20 protein-coding genes and 1 riboswitch are annotated in these 20,064 nt (G+C 44.6%); of the genes, 9 read left to right on the top strand and 11 right to left on the bottom strand.

Features of this window, described 5'->3' with window-relative positions; genetic code table 11:
- Positions 1–3: 3 nt before the first annotated feature.
- The 6 genes from ACLVWP_RS05835 to ACLVWP_RS05810 are packed head-to-tail and all read right to left on the bottom strand — an operon-like array spanning position 4 to position 6,097.
- Positions 4–2,154, bottom strand: a complete 2,151-nt coding sequence (locus ACLVWP_RS05835; protein WP_413560605.1) for an ATP-binding protein — start codon at positions 2,152–2,154, stop codon at positions 4–6.
- A complete protein-coding gene (locus ACLVWP_RS05830) occupies positions 2,151–2,573 on the bottom strand; it encodes an Hpt domain-containing protein (protein WP_413560604.1) in 423 nt (140 codons plus the stop codon). The genes ACLVWP_RS05835 and ACLVWP_RS05830 overlap by 4 nt, the downstream gene beginning before the upstream one ends.
- Before the next feature lie 8 nt (positions 2,574–2,581).
- The gene (locus ACLVWP_RS05825; protein WP_413560603.1) at positions 2,582–3,982 is read right to left on the bottom strand and encodes a glycosyltransferase; all 1,401 of its coding nucleotides are present in this window, start codon (positions 3,980–3,982) and stop codon (positions 2,582–2,584) included.
- Entirely contained in the window at positions 3,979–4,998 is a 1,020-nt protein-coding gene (locus tag ACLVWP_RS05820) for a hypothetical protein (protein WP_413560602.1), read from the bottom strand. The genes ACLVWP_RS05825 and ACLVWP_RS05820 overlap by 4 nt, the downstream gene beginning before the upstream one ends.
- Entirely contained in the window at positions 4,992–5,729 is a 738-nt protein-coding gene (locus ACLVWP_RS05815; protein ID WP_413560601.1) for a hypothetical protein, read from the bottom strand. The genes ACLVWP_RS05820 and ACLVWP_RS05815 overlap by 7 nt, the downstream gene beginning before the upstream one ends.
- Positions 5,726–6,097 (bottom strand): response regulator, encoded by a 372-nt coding sequence (locus ACLVWP_RS05810; protein WP_413560600.1) that lies wholly within the window; start codon positions 6,095–6,097, stop codon positions 5,726–5,728. Before ACLVWP_RS05810 ends, ACLVWP_RS05815 begins: the two co-directional genes overlap by 4 nt.
- Positions 6,098–6,395: 298 nt before the next feature.
- Between ACLVWP_RS05810 and ACLVWP_RS05805 the strand changes: the two genes are divergently transcribed.
- From ACLVWP_RS05805 to ACLVWP_RS05790, 4 genes are all read left to right on the top strand, one after another.
- Positions 6,396–7,685, top strand: coding sequence for a hypothetical protein (locus tag ACLVWP_RS05805; RefSeq protein WP_413560599.1), 1,290 nt, complete (start codon positions 6,396–6,398; stop codon positions 7,683–7,685).
- A 177-nt stretch (positions 7,686–7,862) separates the two neighbouring features.
- Entirely contained in the window at positions 7,863–8,309 is a 447-nt protein-coding gene (gene nrfH / locus ACLVWP_RS05800; RefSeq protein ID WP_413560598.1) for a cytochrome c nitrite reductase small subunit, read from the top strand.
- A gap of 10 nt (positions 8,310–8,319) precedes the next feature.
- Positions 8,320–9,756, top strand: coding sequence for an ammonia-forming cytochrome c nitrite reductase subunit c552 (locus ACLVWP_RS05795; RefSeq protein WP_413560597.1), 1,437 nt, complete (start codon positions 8,320–8,322; stop codon positions 9,754–9,756).
- The gene (locus ACLVWP_RS05790) at positions 9,753–11,129 is read left to right on the top strand and encodes a cytochrome c biogenesis protein ResB (protein ID WP_413560596.1); all 1,377 of its coding nucleotides are present in this window, start codon (positions 9,753–9,755) and stop codon (positions 11,127–11,129) included. Before ACLVWP_RS05795 ends, ACLVWP_RS05790 begins: the two co-directional genes overlap by 4 nt.
- On the opposite strand, the gene ACLVWP_RS05785 is transcribed toward ACLVWP_RS05790, so the two are convergent.
- Both ACLVWP_RS05785 and ACLVWP_RS05780 read right to left on the bottom strand, forming a co-directional pair.
- Positions 11,122–12,495, bottom strand: a complete 1,374-nt coding sequence (locus ACLVWP_RS05785; RefSeq protein ID WP_413560595.1) for an acyl-CoA dehydrogenase family protein — start codon at positions 12,493–12,495, stop codon at positions 11,122–11,124. The two genes, ACLVWP_RS05790 and ACLVWP_RS05785, sit on opposite strands and share 8 nt — an antisense overlap.
- A 123-nt stretch (positions 12,496–12,618) precedes the next feature.
- Positions 12,619–13,068: a hypothetical protein gene (locus tag ACLVWP_RS05780; protein WP_413560594.1), complete on the bottom strand. Its 450-nt coding sequence runs from the start codon at positions 13,066–13,068 to the stop codon at positions 12,619–12,621.
- A gap of 70 nt (positions 13,069–13,138) precedes the next feature.
- On the opposite strand from ACLVWP_RS05780, the gene ACLVWP_RS05775 reads away from it, so the two are divergent.
- Complete coding sequence (locus ACLVWP_RS05775) at positions 13,139–13,792, top strand: YkgJ family cysteine cluster protein (RefSeq protein ID WP_413560593.1); 654 nt, start codon at positions 13,139–13,141, stop codon at positions 13,790–13,792.
- Between the two features lie 3 nt (positions 13,793–13,795).
- On the opposite strand, the gene ACLVWP_RS05770 is transcribed toward ACLVWP_RS05775, so the two are convergent.
- Positions 13,796–14,860: a lactonase family protein gene (locus tag ACLVWP_RS05770; RefSeq protein WP_413560592.1), complete on the bottom strand. Its 1,065-nt coding sequence runs from the start codon at positions 14,858–14,860 to the stop codon at positions 13,796–13,798.
- A 23-nt stretch (positions 14,861–14,883) separates the two neighbouring features.
- Complete coding sequence (locus ACLVWP_RS05765; RefSeq protein WP_413560591.1) at positions 14,884–15,627, bottom strand: class I SAM-dependent methyltransferase; 744 nt, start codon at positions 15,625–15,627, stop codon at positions 14,884–14,886.
- A gap of 240 nt (positions 15,628–15,867) precedes the next feature.
- On the opposite strand from ACLVWP_RS05765, the gene ACLVWP_RS05760 reads away from it, so the two are divergent.
- The gene (locus ACLVWP_RS05760; RefSeq protein ID WP_413560590.1) at positions 15,868–16,602 is read left to right on the top strand and encodes a hypothetical protein; all 735 of its coding nucleotides are present in this window, start codon (positions 15,868–15,870) and stop codon (positions 16,600–16,602) included.
- Between the two features lie 18 nt (positions 16,603–16,620).
- Here the strand turns inward: ACLVWP_RS05760 and ACLVWP_RS05755 are convergent, their stop codons facing one another.
- Positions 16,621–17,235 carry a DUF938 domain-containing protein gene (locus ACLVWP_RS05755; protein WP_413560589.1) on the bottom strand — a complete coding sequence of 205 codons (615 nt, stop codon included), beginning with the start codon at positions 17,233–17,235 and terminating at the stop codon, positions 16,621–16,623.
- Between the two features lie 157 nt (positions 17,236–17,392).
- Positions 17,393–17,490: riboswitch (purine riboswitch) on the top strand.
- Between ACLVWP_RS05755 and ACLVWP_RS05750 the strand changes: the two genes are divergently transcribed.
- The 3 genes from ACLVWP_RS05750 (at position 17,481) to ACLVWP_RS05740 (ending at position 20,039) form a co-directional block, all read left to right on the top strand.
- Positions 17,481–18,347: an endonuclease I family protein gene (locus tag ACLVWP_RS05750; RefSeq protein ID WP_413560588.1), complete on the top strand. Its 867-nt coding sequence runs from the start codon at positions 17,481–17,483 to the stop codon at positions 18,345–18,347. Its footprint overlaps the riboswitch before it by 10 nt.
- 114 nt (positions 18,348–18,461) lie before the next feature.
- Entirely contained in the window at positions 18,462–19,550 is a 1,089-nt protein-coding gene (locus ACLVWP_RS05745; RefSeq protein ID WP_413560587.1) for a hypothetical protein, read from the top strand.
- Positions 19,551–19,580: 30 nt separating this feature from the next.
- Positions 19,581–20,039 carry a hypothetical protein gene (locus tag ACLVWP_RS05740; RefSeq protein WP_413560586.1) on the top strand — a complete coding sequence of 153 codons (459 nt, stop codon included), beginning with the start codon at positions 19,581–19,583 and terminating at the stop codon, positions 20,037–20,039.
- Positions 20,040–20,064 lie beyond the last annotated feature (25 nt).

The following is a 20,064-nucleotide window of genomic DNA, read 5'->3' as shown; positions in this document are numbered from 1 at the left end:
GATTTATTCGGCAAGCATGTATTTCTGTAGCATGGCCTCGACAGTCGTAAGATTCAGAGGCTTTGCTATATAGTCGGTCATCCCAACACTCAAACAACGATCTCGCTCATCGGACATTGCACTGGCCGTCATGGCAATAATCGGAATATTTTTGTAGCCATCAATTTCACGGATTTTTTGGGTTGCCAGATAACCATCCATCTCCGGCATATGGCAATCCATTAAAACGACATCAAAGTCGTCTTCCAGAATGGTTTCAACGGCTTTCTGGCCATTCTCCACAACGGTAAACTCGTGGCCCATCTTTGCAAGCATTCCACGGATGATCAGCTGATTTACGGGATTGTCCTCGGCGATCAATATATTGAGCTTTCCATTTTTCGGTTTCGCACGCACGGCCGGAGCTGGCATATCTAGCGAGTCCACAGTTTCAAGATTGAGCTTAAACCAGAAAGTGGAGCCCCCACCCTCTTCACTGAAAAAGCCAATTTGCCCACCCATCAACTCAACCAATGATTTAGTGATTGATAAGCCCAAACCCGTACCACCATAACGACGATTCGTGGAAGCATCTACCTGCTCAAAGCGTTGAAAGATTTTAGAATGAGAAGCCTTAGGGATGCCGATACCGGAGTCTTTAACTTGAACATTCAAAGTGACGTGTTTGCCGTCGCGCGATTCGCTACTGACATAAACATCGACGCCACCCGAATCGGTAAACTTTAAACCGTTGCTGATCAGATTCACCAGAACCTGACGGAATCGTGCAGGATCGCCATGCACATTTAGGTGACTGCCGAGGTTTTCATGCAATTTTAAATAAATTGATTTATGACGAGCTTGGAAATTCATCAAAGTAATCACCTGATGAACCACCGGGCTTACACCAAACGGAACATTTTCAAGCTCAATTTTATTAGCTTCGACTTTTGAATAATCCAAGATGTCGTTGATAACGCTCAAAAGACTTTCCGCAGAGACCTTGATCAAGTCAGCATATTTCTTTTGTTCTGCATCTAAGTTAGTTCCCAAGAGCAAATCCGTAACACCCATGACACCGTTCATAGGAGTTCTGATCTCGTGACTCATTGTCGCTAGGAATCGGCTTTTTGCTTCACTGGCTTGAACTGCTGCAAGCTCAGCGGCCTTCGAGGCATCAGCTTCAGCTTTCAATCGTCTAGCGCGGGAACTTGTCTTTTTAAATCTCCAACCAAATGCAGCTAACACCGCAGCGATCAAAGTACCGATAACTATGATTTGAATTTCAACTTCGCGAGCATCGGCAAAGGCGATTTTTGTGGGACGATCCAAAACGACAACCCAACCAAACCCATCCGTATCCAACTCTTCAGAGCCACGAGTTCTGGCCTGGCCTTCCAAAAAAACTTCTTCATTCCCGCGATCACGGATTTGATAGTGATTGCGCTCGCCCATAGCGGGCATGTCTTCGCGAGCCATATTAGGCAAGCTCTTATCACCTAAGATAACTTTGCCCTCTTTCGAATAAATAGTAAGTCGTACGGGCATCGGGCTTTGCAAAGGCTTCAGCCATTTTTCACCAATCTCTTCAGCCCAACGCCAGCTCAAGTGAGCAGCGATTACACCCACCTTTTTACCGTTGAACTCAAGAGGTTTTGAAAAATCAAAAAAACGCAGTGGTTCTTTTTCAGTTCCGCCTAAAAGTTTATTTAAAAGCAAGGCATCATGAACATCTCCAAAGAAGTCTTTCTCCTGTCCCTTGATATACCATTCGCGCTTAGAAATATCGGCACCCTCTAAAAGCCCACGGCTGCTGACAACCACGCGACCATTTAAATCAGCAATACCGATCCAAGCAAACTCAGGGAATGACTGCGCCAATTGATCTAGGACGACTCTTTTTTTAGCGATAGGAATTGAGGGATCGGAAATTGAAGGGAGTGCCGCGAGAGTTCTAAGCTCCCCAACACGGGCAGCAACAATGATGTCGATTTTTTCTGCGATATTGTAGGCTTGATCGGCAAGACTATGTCCTTGGTCATATTGAATACGCTCACGAACATTGGAACCGATCAACCAACTCAAAAGAAACGTAAGAACAAAGATCACCCCAGCTAGGATGAACGATGTTCTGAAAATGTATTGGGAATATATAACCTTTTGCAGGTTCTTCATGCCGCTTCCTGTTGGATTTTAGAAAAACTCTCAACTAACTGATTCAATCGTGGCAGAAATTCCGCCGTTTGTTGAGTCAGAATATTGAAAGATTCTAAAAACTGCTCCTTACTCCATTTATCAGAATTCGTTTCGATCGCGCGAGCCGTTTCAACCACCACGGGGTCGTGGAAGTTCGCAATCGCACCCTTGTATTTGTGGGCCGTTGATTTAATTGATTTCGGATCCATACTTTCAATGGCGGCTTTAATGTCGTTTAACTGTCCTTCATAGCTGCCAATAAAGAGTCCCGCCGCCGCACCAAAAATTTCAAACTCGCCCAAATAGCGGGTTTCCATCATCTCAGCAATAGCTGGGACATCGAATCCAAGGGACGAAAGCTCCGGGCAGTATTTGTTAATTAAAATCTCTGTACTCATATCGTCCCCTATTTTTTTGCGAAGCCCTTACGCTTCATATCCCCCCAAGAGTGTTTGCCTCTTAGGTGATCGACTAACGCTTTAATGCGCCAGTAGGAATTAATTTGTCTGTACCCGAAGTTCTCGATAACTGTTGAAAAAACCAAAAGAGAAATACAGCGCACACGATTATAGCGGTGATAATAAAGTTCACCGATAACCACAGCACCCACGGAAATCAGCATCCCGTAAAGCATACTCGCAACCACAAATGACATTGTCTCTTGATATTGAGCAACACCCAAGGAAAGCGTGATCGCGATACAAACATAAGCCGAAAACTCAATGAAGGGACCAACAATATCCACGATGAAATTATATGGGAATGCAAACATTCCGATGATGCCGTAACGAGGGTTCATCATCATTTTGCGATTATGCCAAAGAGTTTGCAGCAAACCAATTTGCCAACGACGGCGTTGCTTTTCTAAAGTTTTAATATCCGAAGGAGCTTCGGTCCAACAAACTGGGTCTGGCAGGAATATAATCGAGTATTTCTTTTTCATATCACGGTACTTGCGATGCATGCGCACCACCAAGTCCATGTCCTCACCCAAACTATTTGGTTGATAGCCATTGACTGCGACCACGGCTTCCTTACGGAAGATACCAAAAGCCCCTGAGATCACGAGTGTGGAGTTCAGCATGTCTAAGCCCACACGACCGCAAAAGAAACTACGGATGTATTCCACGATCTGAACACGCTCTAACCAACGATCTGGCATTTGATTGTCGACCATACGGCTGTTTTTAAAAGTCGAACCATTGGCTAACTGAATCGTTCCACCCGAAGCAATACAATCCGGATTTTCCACAAATGGCAGGGAAATTGACAACAAAGCATCATCATCCAGAACTGAATCCGAATCCACGGCACAAACCAAGTCATGAGCACAGTAATCAATACCGATATTCAAACTATCAGCTTTGCCCGAGTTTTCTTTGTCGATCAGGATCAGGTTTGGATGAATCTGGGAGCGATAAATACCACGCACACCTTTTTTTGAAAGATGTGACATGCGCACCACCTCGTCTGGTTGCAACAGACATGCTTTCTTCATGACTTCAAACGTACTGTCTTTAGAGCCATCGTTGATAACGACAACTTCGATTTGACCATATTTCAGGCGCAGTAACGAGTGAACAGAATCTACAATGGACTTTTCCTCGTTGTAGGCTGGAACAATGATCGAAACTGGAGGAGAAAACCCATAGGAGTTTTCTTGTCCAAATAAGGGTTTTACACTTACGCGACGACGGATCGAGAACAACGCCAGAACAAAAAGAATGACGTAGAAACTATTGATCGTCAAAAAATAGGCGGCGACGAACTTCATGTATGTGGGGATGAAAGCGATAATATCGTTCATGCAACATCCTTTTTAACTAATCCAGGCTCTAACAATTGACGGTACAAGCGTTGTCCGAAAACACTTTCGTCGAACGATAAACGATCTATCATCTCCGCCTTAAGATCTGGGCGAACCTTCAACAATGCCAAGTATGCAAAGTTTCGGATCGACGGATTATCAAGCTCCGTCATCTTTTGCAGAATATCTTCAGTTTCTTCATCCGGAGCCACTGTCAGACACAGCGTATATCTACGGAAGTCAAAACCAGTTAGGTCTTCGTGATCAGCACTGCGCAAACTATCAATCAATTGATCCTTAACGATAGGAATCGCTTCAACGATTTGCAGGCGCAAAACGACTTCCAAACACATGCTAATAACTTGTCTGTTCTGGTGAGTTCTTAAAAGGTCCAGGAAATCCTCCGTGTAACCTTTCGCGTACATCTCCAGAATTTGTGCTGCCGTATCCATACGATCTATCGCCAGCAATCTATCGAGCTCTCTATTGATATTGACATAGAGTTTTGGGAAACGAAGTTTCAATAAAAACTTCAAAGCCGCGAAATGCACAAAAGGAGAAGGATCGTTCAACATCTGACCGACCTTTTTTCCTGAGTCCATATCCTGTAAGACATCGATTCTTGAAAGAGCCGCCAGGCGCTTGGCGAAGCTTTTACTTTCTAAAAGACTGCGGTCTTCAGCGAGGAAGCCCATTTCAGCGTAAAGCCTTACCAAATTCTCTCGGTAAGAACCACTCACACTATCCAAGGCTTTTAAAATCAAACCTCTGACCACTACACGATGACGATTCTTAAGTTTTTTTAGGTCGCTAGTATCTGTATTCATACCCACACAGATATCTGTCACACGCTCTTGAAGCTTCGGTAACAACACCTTAGCTTCATGCACAGTGCCTTTACGGTAAACAGCAATACCGAAGATCAGAGCAACGCCAAGGACGTTCAATATAATCTGGAAGCCTATGATCCAGGCTACCCAGTAAGACTCCATCTTTTGTACAAGCCATTCTACCAAGAACATCTGACTCCTGTTCCCCATTGAGAACCCTTGCGGCTATTCCCTTGGTAGTCTTCCAGAGTTAGGTAGATATGATTGCCACGCTTAAAGTAATAAGTCGTAGTTATTGAATAGGAATTAAATTGATCGATGAACCCCACGTCCTCACGGTTCTCGCCACCCGCCCAAGAAAGCTCTGCCCCCCAAGACTTGTAACGACCACGCAAGAACTCGCGGTGAGCATGGTGCCAACCGCCGTCTTCATAGAACCAAGAGCTGTGACCAATGCTCCACAGATCATTAATAAAGAAAATAATCTGTGGCTGGAAGCTTTGCACATCACCTGTGTTGTAATGCGCATAGTGAAGCCCCAAAGACAAATCCCAACGGCCAAAGTATGTTGTATGAGGAATTAAAGAAATCGCCGTTTGTGGACCGACCACTGTGTCACCAGCATATGAGCCCACGAATTCAAGATAGCTATAGTGATTTTTAAAAACCGCAGTATCCCCGATCAACAAGGCATCGCGATTAAAACCCACTTCACTGGTATAGTCCCTATGAACATGTTCATAACCAATAAAGAAAGAGTTTGTTTCACTAAAATCGCCGTTAAAAATGATTCTTTCGCCAGAGTCGTGATAAACATTGCCGAAATCGCCCTTCGCATAGGACAAATCAACAGACTTGAATCCTCCTGCAAAAGCATTCATTGAAAATAACATTAACGGCAATACGAACTTTATCATGTGCGCCCCAGAGCAACCTTCACCTTCGCAAGGATCAGCGGTAAATTATATGGTTTGGTGAGGTGATCCAGAGCACCGATCTCTAAACTTTTTAGAGAAGCTTCTTCCGACCTGTTTGAAGTAAGAACGATCGTGGGAGGTAGAATATTCTTTTCGCGCGCATGCCAGATCAACTCAATCCCAGAAAGTCCCGGCATCGAAATATCCGTAATTAAAAGATCATATTTGTTTTTGCTTAAATACTTTTCCAGCGCTTCAAGGCCATCACTCGCTCGCTCAACATTATAGCCAGCCGATTTCAGAGCGCGCTCTAAAATCATTCCTTCAATTTCGCTGTCTTCAGCTATGAGTATATTTTTTGTGTCCATGCCTCACCGTTGTTTCTACATACCGAACTGTTTAACTCATCGGATGTTTGTAGGAGAAGCCATAGTCTGGAGTCTCAAAACTGAGCCCATTCGCATCTTGAGATGTACCAAAGTAATTCATATTTAGATCTCAAGAAATCTTGAAATCAGAGTCCTCTCAAGTTCATTTCAGAGGGATACCATTCTGTTACGCGAACATTACACAGAGGAAACCACCCTTTTATAACTTACGTAGGACCAAAAGACTGCCGAATAGATATACATAAATTTTTAATTAGTTTCAGTAGAGGGACGTCATATGAGAAATTTAAAACTCACCATAGCCTTAAGCACGATGCTAGCTCTTGCGGCTTGTTCCAGTGATAGCAGCCAAAGATGCGATGACAGATTATGTAACGAGTACGAGAACATTTCCGTAGATCAATCGGATGTGACTCAGTCCTACTCATCCTCTGGTAGCGGTGGCTATCAAACGATGGGCTTATTGGACCCTATTCTGTCTTTGACTCCAACTTTAACGTTAGTGGGCACTCTGGCTCCGCCGACTGTTAATGGAACTCAGGTTCAAGCGAGTGATATCACCGTGAATGGTACAAAGGTCTATGTGGCCTATAATACGGCGGGCGTGATTCAAGCTGGTGCCATCGACGTTATCGATATTTCAAATCCTAGTATTTTAACCCTGCCTTCGCAGGCACTTTATCCAACTTCGGATATTCATAAAGTTTACGTGAAAGGCGGCAAACTTTACGCAGCTGGAGCCACGTCTGATAACGGCGGCGGAGGAAATGTCCAAAAAATTACTTTGGATGCGTCGGGAAAACTAACATCGACGGTGTCTTCTGCTTTCCTAAGAAGTGCTTCTAGCGCATCGGTGCCTGCCTATGCGGGGGTAAGTCTTGTCCAATCTGGTAGCTATATTTATGCTCTATCAGGCGATAACGGTGGATTGGTTGTTTTGAATGAAGCGGATTTGACGACAGCTAATTTCACACCACTTCCAAATGCTCGCGATATCTCTTTCGACTCAGCTAATAGCAGTCTTTACGTTGTGACGGGAAAAACTTCGGGCGGTACCGACGCTGCGGTTAAGCACTATGATCTAAATGGTGGTCTGCTTGCCGCCGGTAATGTAACTTTGCCGAATGCGCAGTTTGACGATGGTAAATCAACGATCGTATCTGGTACTAACATGCAAATCGCTACAGCTGGCTATGGTGGCGCGAGACTGATCTGCTTGACAGGTGGAGCAGCGGGAACGACATTGGGCCTTGCTGCCAACCCGACTGTTTCTGGCTTAACTGCGGCTGAACAAGTCGCCAACGCTGCTGCTTTCGGTGCTGGCTATATGTTCGTAGCAAACGGTGAAGCTGGTATTTCGATTTATTCCGTGAATGTTCCTTCAATTCCGTTGGGCTGTAACTTAGTGACGATCACTTACTTGGGTCGCTTCTCTTTAGGTACAGATGCTTCTGTGAATAACGTGTTCTATACGAACGGTTATTTGGTGGCAGCAACTGGTGAAAAAGGATTTAAAATCATCCGCGTTCAAACGTCGGTACTTTCTGGATTGCTACAAGCTCTGTAGTAAAAAAATCTTAACGAAATAATTCAAAAGAGAGATGGCAAACACCATCTCTCTTTTTTTTGCAATCACAACCCCGGTTGGATTTCAGAGGTGATTTCTTTACCATTTGGTAAATGAAAGCTAATTGACAATTTGCATCTTGACCTTGTTTACCCCCAAAACCCACTATGGAGATAGATGGGTAAACTGAATATCGTGCTCTTACTTTTATTTGGCGTTGTGATTGGACTGGGTTGTTACTCGTTCATCTATGCCAAAGGCTACTCGTACATGTCTGACGATCCTAAGGCCTGTATCAACTGCCACATCATGAATGAAAACTACGATGCCTGGAGCAAGTCCACGCACCACCATGTCGCAAAATGCAACGATTGCCATTTGCCTCATAACATCGTTGGAAAATACGCAGTGAAAGCGATGAATGGCTTTAGCCACTCTTCAGCCTTCACTCTGCAAAACTTCCCCGATCCCATTCGTATTAAAGAGCACAGTTTAAAAGTCGTTAAAAGTTCGTGCCTTAGCTGCCACCAACCCATGGTTCAAGCGATGAACCATGGCGGAGGAACACAGTCTGACCACACCAACTGCCTTCATTGCCATCGCAGTGTAGGCCACGCTAAGTAGGAGAAAGTTTATGACAAAGCCAAAACTTATATTTGCAGCCGTTGGTGGCGCCGCAGTTGTGACTGTCCTAATGACAGCTTTGCTAGTGAACATTTTCGAGCGCAAAACTGAAGCAAAGAACGCATTCTATCGCGTGGTTGAAATCAACGACGATATCGACGATCCAGCAATCTGGGGTAAAAACTTTCCCCATCAGTATGACAGCTACCTAAAAACTGCTGATATGAGACGCACTAAATACGGTGGCTCCGAAGCTTTCCCTCACGTCCCTACTGATAAAGATCCGCGCGACAATGTCTCCCAACAAAAATTGGATGAAGACCCTCGCTTGAAAACAATGTGGGCTGGATATGCATTTTCGAAAGATTTCCGTGAGGAGCGTGGTCACGCCTACATGTTAGTCGACCAGATGTACACTGAACGCCAAAACGCCGCGAAACAACCGGGTGCGTGTCTGAACTGTCATGCCTCTCTTTACACTCTTTATAAAAAATTAGGTGATGGCGATATCACTAAAGGCTTTGAAGAGATGAATAAAATTCCATACAAGGACATCGTTCACTCTGCCAAACATCCGGTTTCTTGTATCGACTGTCATGATCCTTCGAATATGAATTTGCGTATTACTCGCCCAGCCTTCATGGAAGGGATCAAGGCATTTAAAGCATCTCAAGGAATCAAAGAGTATGACGTCAACAAAATGGCGACTCGCCAAGAGATGCGCACTTTTGTTTGCGGTCAATGTCACGTGGAGTATTACTTTAAAGGTGCTGACAAACGTTTGACGTATCCGTGGTCCAAAGGTTTGAAAGCAGATCAGATCGTTGAGTACTACAAAGAAGACGGTCACACAGACTGGGTTCATGCTGAAACAGGCGCTAAGGTTCTAAAGGCGCAACATCCTGAGTTTGAAATGTTCAATCAAGGCGTGCATGCATCAGCAGGAGTCGCTTGCGTCGATTGCCATATGCCTTATCAACGTGTTGGTGCCATGAAGGTGACAGATCACCAAGTGCAAAGTCCGCTTCTAAATATCAACAAAGCCTGCCAAACATGTCACAACGTTCCTGAGAAAGAACTTCAATCTCGTGTTGAAAGAATCCAAGATCGCCACATGGAACTTCGTAACGTAGCCTTTGATGCCTTAGTAGACTACATCAACGATCTTAAGGCCTACAAGAATGTTGATTTAACGAAAACTCCGAATGCAAAACTAGCTCAAGCCCGCGACTTGCAAAAACAAGCTCAATTCCTATTCGATTTCGTCGAAGCAGAAAACTCCTCGGGCTTCCATGCTCCGCAGGAATCGGCACGTGTGTTAGCTCTTTCCATTGAAAGAGTGCGTGAGGGGCAAAAGATCGTAGCTCAACTGGCTAAAGAAAATCTGAAAGATTCAAAACCAGAAGCAGCGAAAGCTCCGGTTAAGGAAGAAAAAGCGAAGAAATGAGTTGGTTCCGTAAAGTCGTAAAAACTCTTGCTTCGCTAAGACTTGCTGTCGTTATTATCTCAACCATTGCAGTGCTGATCGCCGTCGGCACTGTAGTCGAATCAAAGTACGATGCTTGGACAGCTAAAAACTTAGTTTACTCCTCGGTGTGGATGTACTCCGCGATGGGGGCGCTTGCTCTTTCTTTGATTGCGGTGATTGCAGATCGCTGGCCGTGGAAACCTAAGCACGTTGCTTTTATCAGTGCTCACATTGGAATTATCTTTATTCTTTTTGGATCGATCCTAACTCAAGTTCATGGGATCGACGGAACGATCAACCTCCCCAGAGATCGCTCTGCAGTTAAAGAAGTGACAGTGCAAGACACAGAGCTTACGGTTTATCGTTCTTTTGACGGAGCTGATTACGAAAAGGTCTACAGCGAAGAAGTTAATTTTATTAAAAAGCCTGTGAGTCCCGAAAAGCCCTATGTCGTTAAAAGCAAAGGCCTTGATTTTGAAATTTTGGAATCCATCCCCTACTCTTTGGCCAAACAGATTGTTGAACCATCTCCGCATACACAAAGTGGCGCAGGTCTGCGCTTTCAGCTGAGCAATGCCAATGTCAGTGAAATCGGTTGGATGATTCAAAGAAACGTCTTTGAAAAAGTCGAAAAGCAAATTGGTCCCGTTTTAGTTTCTTTGGGAGGATTGTGGGATCGAAACACTGAGATTCACGAGATCCGTTTAAATATTAAAGATGACGGAAAGCTTGCCTATGCTCTTTATCGCAAAGGCGAAGCCAAACCTCAAAAAGAAGGCGTTACTTTTGAGGGTGATCATATTCAGACAGGTTGGATGGGACTAGAGCTCAAAGTTCTGCGTTACCTTCCCAAAGCTGTTCAAAAATTTGATATTGAGCGCATGGATCACCCAACGCCGAATACCTCACCCTCTTTACATGTGAAGTATAACGGACAGGAAAGTTATCTATTCCTGAATGACTATATCAAGGTCTTTACTCAAGACCGAGTGTACTTGATCGCCTATCAAAATCGCAGAATCCCCTTAGGCTTTGAAATGAATCTGAATGATTTCAAAAAAACGGATTATCCTGGAACTATGCGCGCGATGGCTTATCAAAGTGTCGTTAATTATGACGGTGGCAAGGAAACTCTGATTTCGATGAACGAGCCCTTGAAATACAAAGGCTTTTATTTCTATCAAGCGAGCTTTAATCAATCTGCCAGCGGTTTGATTACTTCGTCAGTTCTTTCCGTCAATAGCGACCCAGGTCGTATTTGGAAATACGCTGGATCGCTGATCATGTGTATCGGGATTGTTCTTTTATTCTTTTTTAGACACCGCTACCGCAAGAATCTAAAACCTATGTGAACGCGCTTTGCCCCGTAATGGCTCTGCCAACAACCAAGCTGTTGATCTGTTTCGTACCCTCGTAAGAGTACAATGCCTCAGAGTCCCCTAGGAATCTAGCGACTTTATTAGAGATCAGAATTCCGTTCGCTCCCATGAGTTCACGCGACATGCTGGTGATCGAACGACAAGTCACAGTACAGAATACTTTAGCTAGTGAGGCTTGTTCATCTGTCATCGTGCCCAGATCTTGAAGTTGGCTTAAGCGTGCTACCATGGTCTGCATCGCTGTTAACTGAGATAACATCTGCGCTAAAAGGTCTTGAGTGATTTGGAAACCTGAAATCGGGCGACCGAATTGTTTGCGGTTCATCGTGTATTCCAAAGTATGCTCATATGCACCTCTGGCACATCCCACCGCTTGCCACGCAACGCCAGCTCTGGTTGTTTTCAGAACTTTGGCAGTGTCTTTGAAGGAGTTCGCATTTTGCAGACGACGTTCTTCACTCACCTTGACGTTGTTCAGTCGAATGATCGCGTTTTGTACGATACGCAAAGACATTTTGTCTTCGATTTTCTCAGTCTCAAGGCCTGCGGTTGCGCGATCAACGATAAAGCCTTTAACTTGATGATCTTCTTCGTCTTTGGCCCATACGATAATGTAGTCAGCAAATGTGGCATTGCCGATCCATTTTTTCTCGCCATTGATAGTCCAAGTGTCGCCGTCACGTTTGCAGGTTGTTTTAAGACCCATGGATGCGGCTGAACCGACGTCAGGCTCAGTCAATGCGAAGGCCCCGATTTTTTCCATGCGAATCATCGCTGGGAGGAATTTCTTTTTCTGCTCATCAGAGCCGCAGTAATAAATTGAATTCATTGCAAGGCCCGAGTGCACACCAAAGAATGTACAAGTCGATACATCGACACGTGCTAATTCTTGGCCGATCATTCCCTCCAGAAGATAGCTTCGCTCCTGGCCACCGAACTCTTTGCTATAAGTAAGGCCTACGATGTTCAGTTCACGCATCTTTGCTACGAGCTGAAAAGGGAACTCCCCTTTCATCCAATACTCAGTGGCGATGGGTTCCACTTCCGTTTTTGCGAAATGCTTTACTTTATTGAGGATGGCTTTTTCTTCTTCGCTTAAGAAGTTCGCGGTGTCATAGAAATCACCGTTGATTGCTGGGAATTTAGGATTTTTTCTTTTTTTGATTTTACGAGCTTGATCTAAAAGCAGCAGCATCTCTTCGCCATTTAAATCTTTCAGGTAGTTCAACACTCCCGGCAAGCTTTTGATCATCGTCAAATCTGCTTTGCTCTTTTTTTCGGCCTCTTCATAAGCGTTTTTAATTTTCTTACCTAAATCGTCCCAGAAATTCTTTTCCATAGGTGAATCCTTTGTCGTTGATGCTATTAAGCTTATGAATGGAAAAATGATCTGTCTATCGATAGATTCTAAGTCTTACTACACACTCACTTAGTAATTGCTGAGTAATACGGATCTCTAATTTTACAAAGGAACTTGCTTAAAAAAACTCATCACCAATTCCGGAAGTGACTTTATGAATTCCCAGATGTCGGGATAGTAAACTCCGAGAAGTCTTAGCGAAACGATTAGGAAGAAAACTCTGGCACTCCAAGAAATCCATCTCGGAACCGATGCCAACAGATCTCCGCACATCAATACAAACGTAATCAAAAGCATTCCTCTTAGGAACAAATTGCTGTTCGCAAAAAGGTCGATACCGATAAGTATTATGCCAAAAAGAACCCAGGTTGCCTTGGTATTTTCGCGCTTCTTATTGACCGGGACATTCCCATCAAACTCGAGGAAGACTTGCTCCCCATCCACAATGACATCGGAATGCGACACCACGAGGTCCCGCCCATCGATATTGACATTGGTAATTGTATGAGGAACCCCTACGGTAGTCCCATCCAGTTCGACTTTGATGTGCATAAGGATTATTCCCGCATGCAACTAGACTTTTGCATAGCGATTTTGTTTAGGGATCAGTTACAATAGTTCAATGTCTCCAGATCAGTTCTTTAAAACGCATTCACGTATTACTCGCTCTCTGAAAAAGTTCATTTCAGATTACGAGGCTCAACTTGATAGTGATACGTTTTCTGCGTTTCTACAGAATTTAAGCGAAGAGATTTCTAAGAATGCGGACTTAATTAATTCGCACACGATCCCCGAAGACCGTGCCCGTACACTTCACCAATTAGTAGAAATTGAAACTGAACAAGGGAACAACATCCCGGTTAGTTGCCGCATGGGTTGTTCGGCCTGCTGTCATATGGAAGTCGAAGTGACTTCGTACGAGGCGGAAATTTTGAAGAATTTGGTAGAGTCTGGACATCCCGTTGATCGAGCAAGACTGCAAAAACAAAGTCAGCGGTCCCTGCAAGATCCAACTTGGAAACAAGGACCGCGTAATGCTGACAGCAAATGTGTCTTTTTAGGTAGCGAGGGTGCTTGCAGCATTTACGAGCACCGGCCAGTGATGTGTCGCAGACATTCTGTTACGTCGCCTGCGAAAAACTGTGAGACATTGGATGCACCGATCACTCTTCGCTATTTTCCGCGAGTGGATCTTTTAATCAGCGCCGCCAACGAAGATACCAATATGCAAATCGGTCCTATGGCTAAAATGCTTGAGATGGCTCTGTCTCGCTAAAAACTATTTCAATAAAATCTGTGTTGGGAATGCTCCCGAATTCACCGTCATCACCGGAACCAGCTCGTAAGCGGAGTTCACAGAGTATGACAAGATCTGATCATTTCCTGCGTCGACTACGAAGGCCTTCTTGCCTCCCCCATCGACTGCGATACCTTCTGCCTGAACACCTGAAGCCACTGTTCCCTGAGGAACGGCGACCAAGGAGCCATCGTTTTGAATCGCGTATTGAGAGATCGTCGAATCACCCAAATTATTTACGTACAGGTTTTCATCCGCGATGCTCATAGACATGGGCAAGCTTCCTGTTTTTAAGGTTTGAGTTGAAGACAACTGCCCTCCTTGGCCAATCTTGAAAACCTCTACCTCGTCCGTTGAGCAACTTAAAGCGTACACATTCTCACCGCCATCCTTGGCCGTTTTCGAAGTTATCGGTCCGGAGGGACATCCTAGTGATGCAACCCTGGCAGGAGAGAGCTCTGCCAAAGTTCCGTCACTATTGACCTTGAACTGTGAAATATCCGTCGTGGATAAATTAACGACATAGGCGTATTCACCTGACGGAGAGAACGTCATTTGAACGGCGCCATCTGGGTGAGAAAGTGCATTTACAAAACTCAATGTACCATCAGAACCAATAGCAAATTGGCGGATCTCTTCACCGGAAGGGTTCATCGAATAGAGGAACTTCTGGTCTGGAGAGACGATCAAAGCTTCGGGAATAACTCCAGCACTTATGTCTCCAAGTGCTGTCAATGTTCCGTCGGTTCCGATCTTATAACTCGAAATCGAATCGCCGCCCAAATTTGCGACGTAAACTGTGTCATGCAGTTTACTCATCACCATGGCTTTCGGAAAATTTCCCGTTCCGATTGCAACTGTCAGTGGTGTCAAACTTCCGTCGGACTCAATCGAAAAGCTGCTCAGCGTTTCATCCCCTGTATTTAAAACGAACGCAAACTTTGCAGGATCTGTGATCGGACTTGGCGTGGGAGTTACTCCCCCACCGTTTGAACTTTTTGAACAACCGACTAGCAATACTAAAGCAATGGCGATTATGGATCTCATGGTACACCTCTTAAGAAAACTAACTAGCACCCTTGGGCGCTAGTTAGGACAAGTCTCATCAAAGCTGGAGCATCTGCACGAACTTCGATTTCTTCAGTGATAATGTCGAAGCCTGCATTTTTAAGTTCTTGGCGAAGAACCTGAGCTGGCATCACACGTTTTTGAGCTACCCAGAATTTGTCGTCATACTCAACAACACCGTGGATATCGCAAGCTGGAGTTTCTCTCCACAACACATGGTCCGCATCCAAGCGAATGGATTCGAAGCTTTCTTCTGGGATGTATTGTTCACTTTGTACCGCTGCTGTTAGGACAAATTTACCGCCAGCTTCCAAAGATTTTTTCACACCTTCCAAGAAACGAGCGCGATCTGTGGCAGTAATTGTGTTTGTTAAACACTCGCTGTCGTGGATCATGTCGAATTTTTTGTTCAAGCTTTCAAGGTGCAAGATGCCACCCATGCCGAAAGAGATGTTCAGATCTTGTTGCAAAGCGATTCGTTGCAAGACTGCTACAGAATTGCGGTACATATCGTAAGCCACAACGTTGAAGCCCAGCTCTGCCAAAGCCATTGCGTTCACACCACGACCTGCGCCCAAATCAAGAGCTACTAGACCGATCGTTTGTGGGAACATTTCTTGGACAACCACTTGTAGGTGTCTGACAGAGTCACGCTCGCAAAGACCATTCAATGCCATGATGTTATTGAATGTTTGAACTGATTGAGTTTCGTTATTGTTAATGAATGTTTGATATTGTGCTTTCATTTGCAACCTCCAGGTTGGTTAGTTGCATGAATACTAAAGCACAGGCGGTGCCAGTTTTTTCCGTCGTAAAAACCGCTTAATTTCGTTTTGAGACACCCCCTGCCGGGCCTCCGGCAGATAGGGTTACTGGGATTTCGGTGGCTGCCGGGAGCCCGGCAGGTCTGCTTTTTTGCTTTTTCTCAAGGTTACGACAATAGGATCAAACAATATTGCGATTACGATATAGTGATCCTAATGGAAATGAGGAATTTAATTAATTATCGCAGACGAACGGTCTGGGCCTTCGGGACTTATTGCATTCTATTTCTATTGCTGCCCTTTTTACCGATCCAGTTGATGCTGATTTCTTCGCTTTATCTGATCCCGATCACTTTTTTGCTGATCCTGATCTCTATAATTACAGTCGAAGGCATTATCTTTTACCGCTTATACGCGGCTAATTCTGACGTCTATCGTGTTTTCGCGGGAGCTATGTGCCTTACGGCATTCGTGGTGTTTCTTTTTGTCTTTTCACTGATCAAGGACTTTATTGCGGTTTCGGAGGGGTACAAGTATCTCTTTGCAGAGTATCCCGCCTATTTGAGGCTTAACGATGCGTTTACAGTTCTAACTGCGGCCTCAGCGACCATGTTGCTCTACTATATATGTAACTTGGTCCTGAGAGCCTTGATTACTGGGTTCTGTGATTTCTTTAGTCTTAATCAATGGGACTGGGCTGATCTGACTTTGGACGATTCAATTACGGTGATCTTTGCGATCGCAATGAGTGCGGCACTGGTATTCATCACACTCATCCCTATTAAGTATATACCGGGTATTGCGGTTAAGATTCACGGGCAAGAATTGGTCTGTGATTCCAAGAAAACGATGGTGATGTTCAAATCAGATAGCGGCAAGCTTTTGGTAGCCAATGACAATGGTGATGGACAAATTCAGTTCGTTCTTAAAACTTGCGCTAAGCTTTCTGCAAACTAAGCGCAAGAGGAACTTAAACTATCTTTTACTAACGAACTTTAAACGACGGAATAGCAGCATGCGATTGTTCGCAGGCATTTCGTAATCGTTTAGCAATTCAAAACCATTTTTAAACATCGCACTTAAGACGTCTTCAAAGTTACGGATACCACTCGATGGATTTGCTTCGCGCAAAGATTTATCAAAAGCTTCATTACTTGGAGTTGTGAACTTGCCATTGTAATTGAACGGCCCATAGATCAGAACCTTACCGCCCTCTTCCAAGCGACCGCTGATCAACTTCATAAAGGTCTTACATTCCTTCCAACCCATGATGTGGAAAGTATTAACTGTCAAAATCACGTCATAAGTGCGGATCGGAAAGTCATCCTCCCCCACTTTCATTCTGTAGGGAGTTTTGATATTCGGGATGTTAGCTTCTTTGATCGCAGCTTTAAGTGATTGAAGATTCTCACTCACCTCAGTCGGTTGCCATTCAAGTTTTGGAAAGAACGGAGCGAGATAAATCGCATGTTGTCCGGTTCCTGAGCCAACTTCTAATAGACGGTGGTTCTCGGGACGGATGGCTTTCTTAAGCACTTCAAGGATAGGTTCTTTATTGCGATCAGCTGCAGGTGAAAACGGTTTTTCCATTCGAGAAAGCTACCACAGTTACTCGAACAATGAACTAACGCACCAAGACTTCGCAATGTCAGGATATCGTCAAAAACGCCGTGTCATCAGAGAGGTTGACACGCGTGGCCTTAACATTTGTCGATTCTAATTGCCATCCTCCCACCCGATAGGACAAAACCTTCAGCAAGTTCAACCGCATATAAGCGATTAATATGGAATCGCGTTTCTACCGGGCACCGTTAATGCCTGTCTATGGAGGTCCCATGAAAGCAATGCTTTCTTCTGTTCTTGTTTTTGTCTCGTTGTTCATCGCGATCACGGGCAATGCCGCGCAAATCTCTGAAGGTATTCCTTACTACGGAGAAGAGTTCTACCAAGATCTTGCTAACGGCGCTTCTGACGAAGCTCTTAAAGCTCGCATCCAACACATCATGCTTGCTCAGCACAAACAAATCCCAGGCAAATACGATGAGATCTCTGAGCACTGCTCTGGCGAAGGTTGCTACCAACATATCTCTTTGGGTTATGACGGTGCACGCGCTTGGATGATGGGTACTTACTACCTTACTAAAGTAAACGGCGAATATGCGATCCCTGATATGTACTGCGGTACTTACAGAACTGAATCTGAATTCAGCTCTGGCCGTGGCCCAGCTCCAGGCAAATACCCAGATGGCAACATCTTGAACACTGAGCACACATGGCCTCAAAGCCGTTTCACAGGTCAGTTCAACGTTGGTATGCAAAAATCTGATTTGCATCACTTGTTCCCGACTGACAATGAAATGAACTCTACTCGTGGTAACTACGAATTCGGTGAAGTTCAAAGAGACAACAAAAAATTGAAATGCCCGGTTTCTCGCTTCGGTAAACCAGCAACTGGCGGTAACGATGTATTCGAACCACCACAAGCTCACCGCGGTAACGTAGCTCGCGCATTGTTCTACTTCTCTGTTCACTACGGAATTTCAATGAGCCCACGCCAAGAAAAATTCCTTCGCAAATGGAATCAAGAAGATCCAGTTGATGACGAAGAAAGAGCACGCAACAACGCGATCATGGGTGTTCAAGGTAACAGAAACCCATTCATCGATTACCCAGAATTGGCTGATCGTATTAACAAATTCTAGTTCTAACAAAAGCCAGATTCATATCTGGCTTTTTTCATTCGAAGTGGCCCATCAATTGCAAATCAATGGGCCATGTTGACGAAATCACCTTTATTACATCTGAACTCGCGGCTTGTGTTAAAATTTTTAACAAGCCTTTCCCTCGTACATGTTTCTTCCGTTGCTCTCGCAAGCAACGCTGCTAATGTGTGTGAAACTCCGAACTACATCGCGCACGCAGTTTCTTCTGAACGTGCTCCCGGGGTTAACCAATCAGACATTAAAACTCTGCGCAGTTTTCTGAAAAATAACGACCGCGCCGGAATGTACCTGATGCTTTATCGCCTGACTGGTGAAGAGTTCTGGTTGATGGATGCGCAGATCACAACCTTCAGTGGCATCTGGGGCGGCACTGCCCTTGAAACAAACTACCAAATCAAACTTCGTAACCAAGATAAGTACGACGACTCGATCGATAAGTTCTCCCTTAAGATCGCAACCAACATGCTTAAGTGGGTCGAAAAAAGCGTCGCTGATGGCGAACGTGGGATCGTCGACATCGGCGTCCTTTTAATGAAAGGCGACGGAGAAGTCTGGAAGAGCAAAGGGCTTTTAAACGAGTACCCGGGCCGCGTGCTATTCTTTAACTTAATCCAGTATCAAGTGACTGACTTTCACAACACCTTGGGCCTTGGCTCACTTTACAGCGCATATGCCGTTGTTCAACGTGGTGGTCAGATGGGAAAAAGGATTGCCGACTTTGAGGGGAATCCAAACTTCTCTATTCTTAAATCCAAAGATGATCGCTTCGTGACTGTTCTTGATAATCGCACATGTAAAGTCGAAGCATTTATCGACAACGACACTCGCCCTTTAGGAGTTTTAAAGCAAACTCTGAATAAAGCATTGGATGAGAATGATCCAGAATACTATGACCGTCTTTGGTTATGGGAATTCATGCAAGGCAACCAAGACACGGCAGAGGAATATAACTCCGCAGTTTGGCAAAATGGTCGTCCTCTCCCGAATCCAAACATCAAGGGTCGCTACTACCACAATGCTAAAACTGGCGGGTGGCACTATGCAAACGACAAAGAAAAAGTCGCAAGCATCGATGTGATAAATGCCTTGAACGAGTATCGTCGCCGCACGATGAAATTTAGGATCTCAAAGGGAATGCCTGCAGAGCCTCAACTTCCAGGTCGCTACAAGTCTGGCCTTTAATTCTTTGCACAGAGCGGTTAGATTTCTAATATGAAGCTAACCGCCCTTGTGATCACATCTTTGCTTATCCTCACCTCTTGCCAAACATTCCAAGACTCTTTGAATCTTGAAAAGATCCAACCCTTCACCAGTGATGGTTGCAGTATGAGTCCCAATGGACCTAGAGCTAAACCGAATGGATTTTTAGAGTGCTGTGTGAATCATGATCTTGCTTACTGGCAAGGCGGAACACTTGAACAAAAGCAAACCGCAGATCTTGCTCTGCAAGCTTGCATCACCGAAAATTCAAACGAAAAAATCGGCAAGGTTTTTTATGAAGCCGTAAGCCTTGGTGGAGGACCGCAGTTCAACACTTCATTCCGCTGGGGATACGGTTGGCCTAAGAGAAGAACTTATGAAGCCTTGAACCACACTGAAAGAAAATCGGTCGAACAAGAGCTTCAGAATATCCGATGGCATGAGATCTATACTTCATTGAAATCAGAATAAAAAAAGAGCCAGAGAAAACTCTGGC

This window comes from Bdellovibrio sp. HCB209 (genome assembly GCF_047306065.1).
In the GTDB taxonomy this organism is placed as follows: Bacteria; Bdellovibrionota; Bdellovibrionia; order Bdellovibrionales; family Bdellovibrionaceae; genus Bdellovibrio.
Note: the sequence above shows the minus strand (reverse complement) of the source record. Positions and strands in the feature narration are given on the sequence as shown.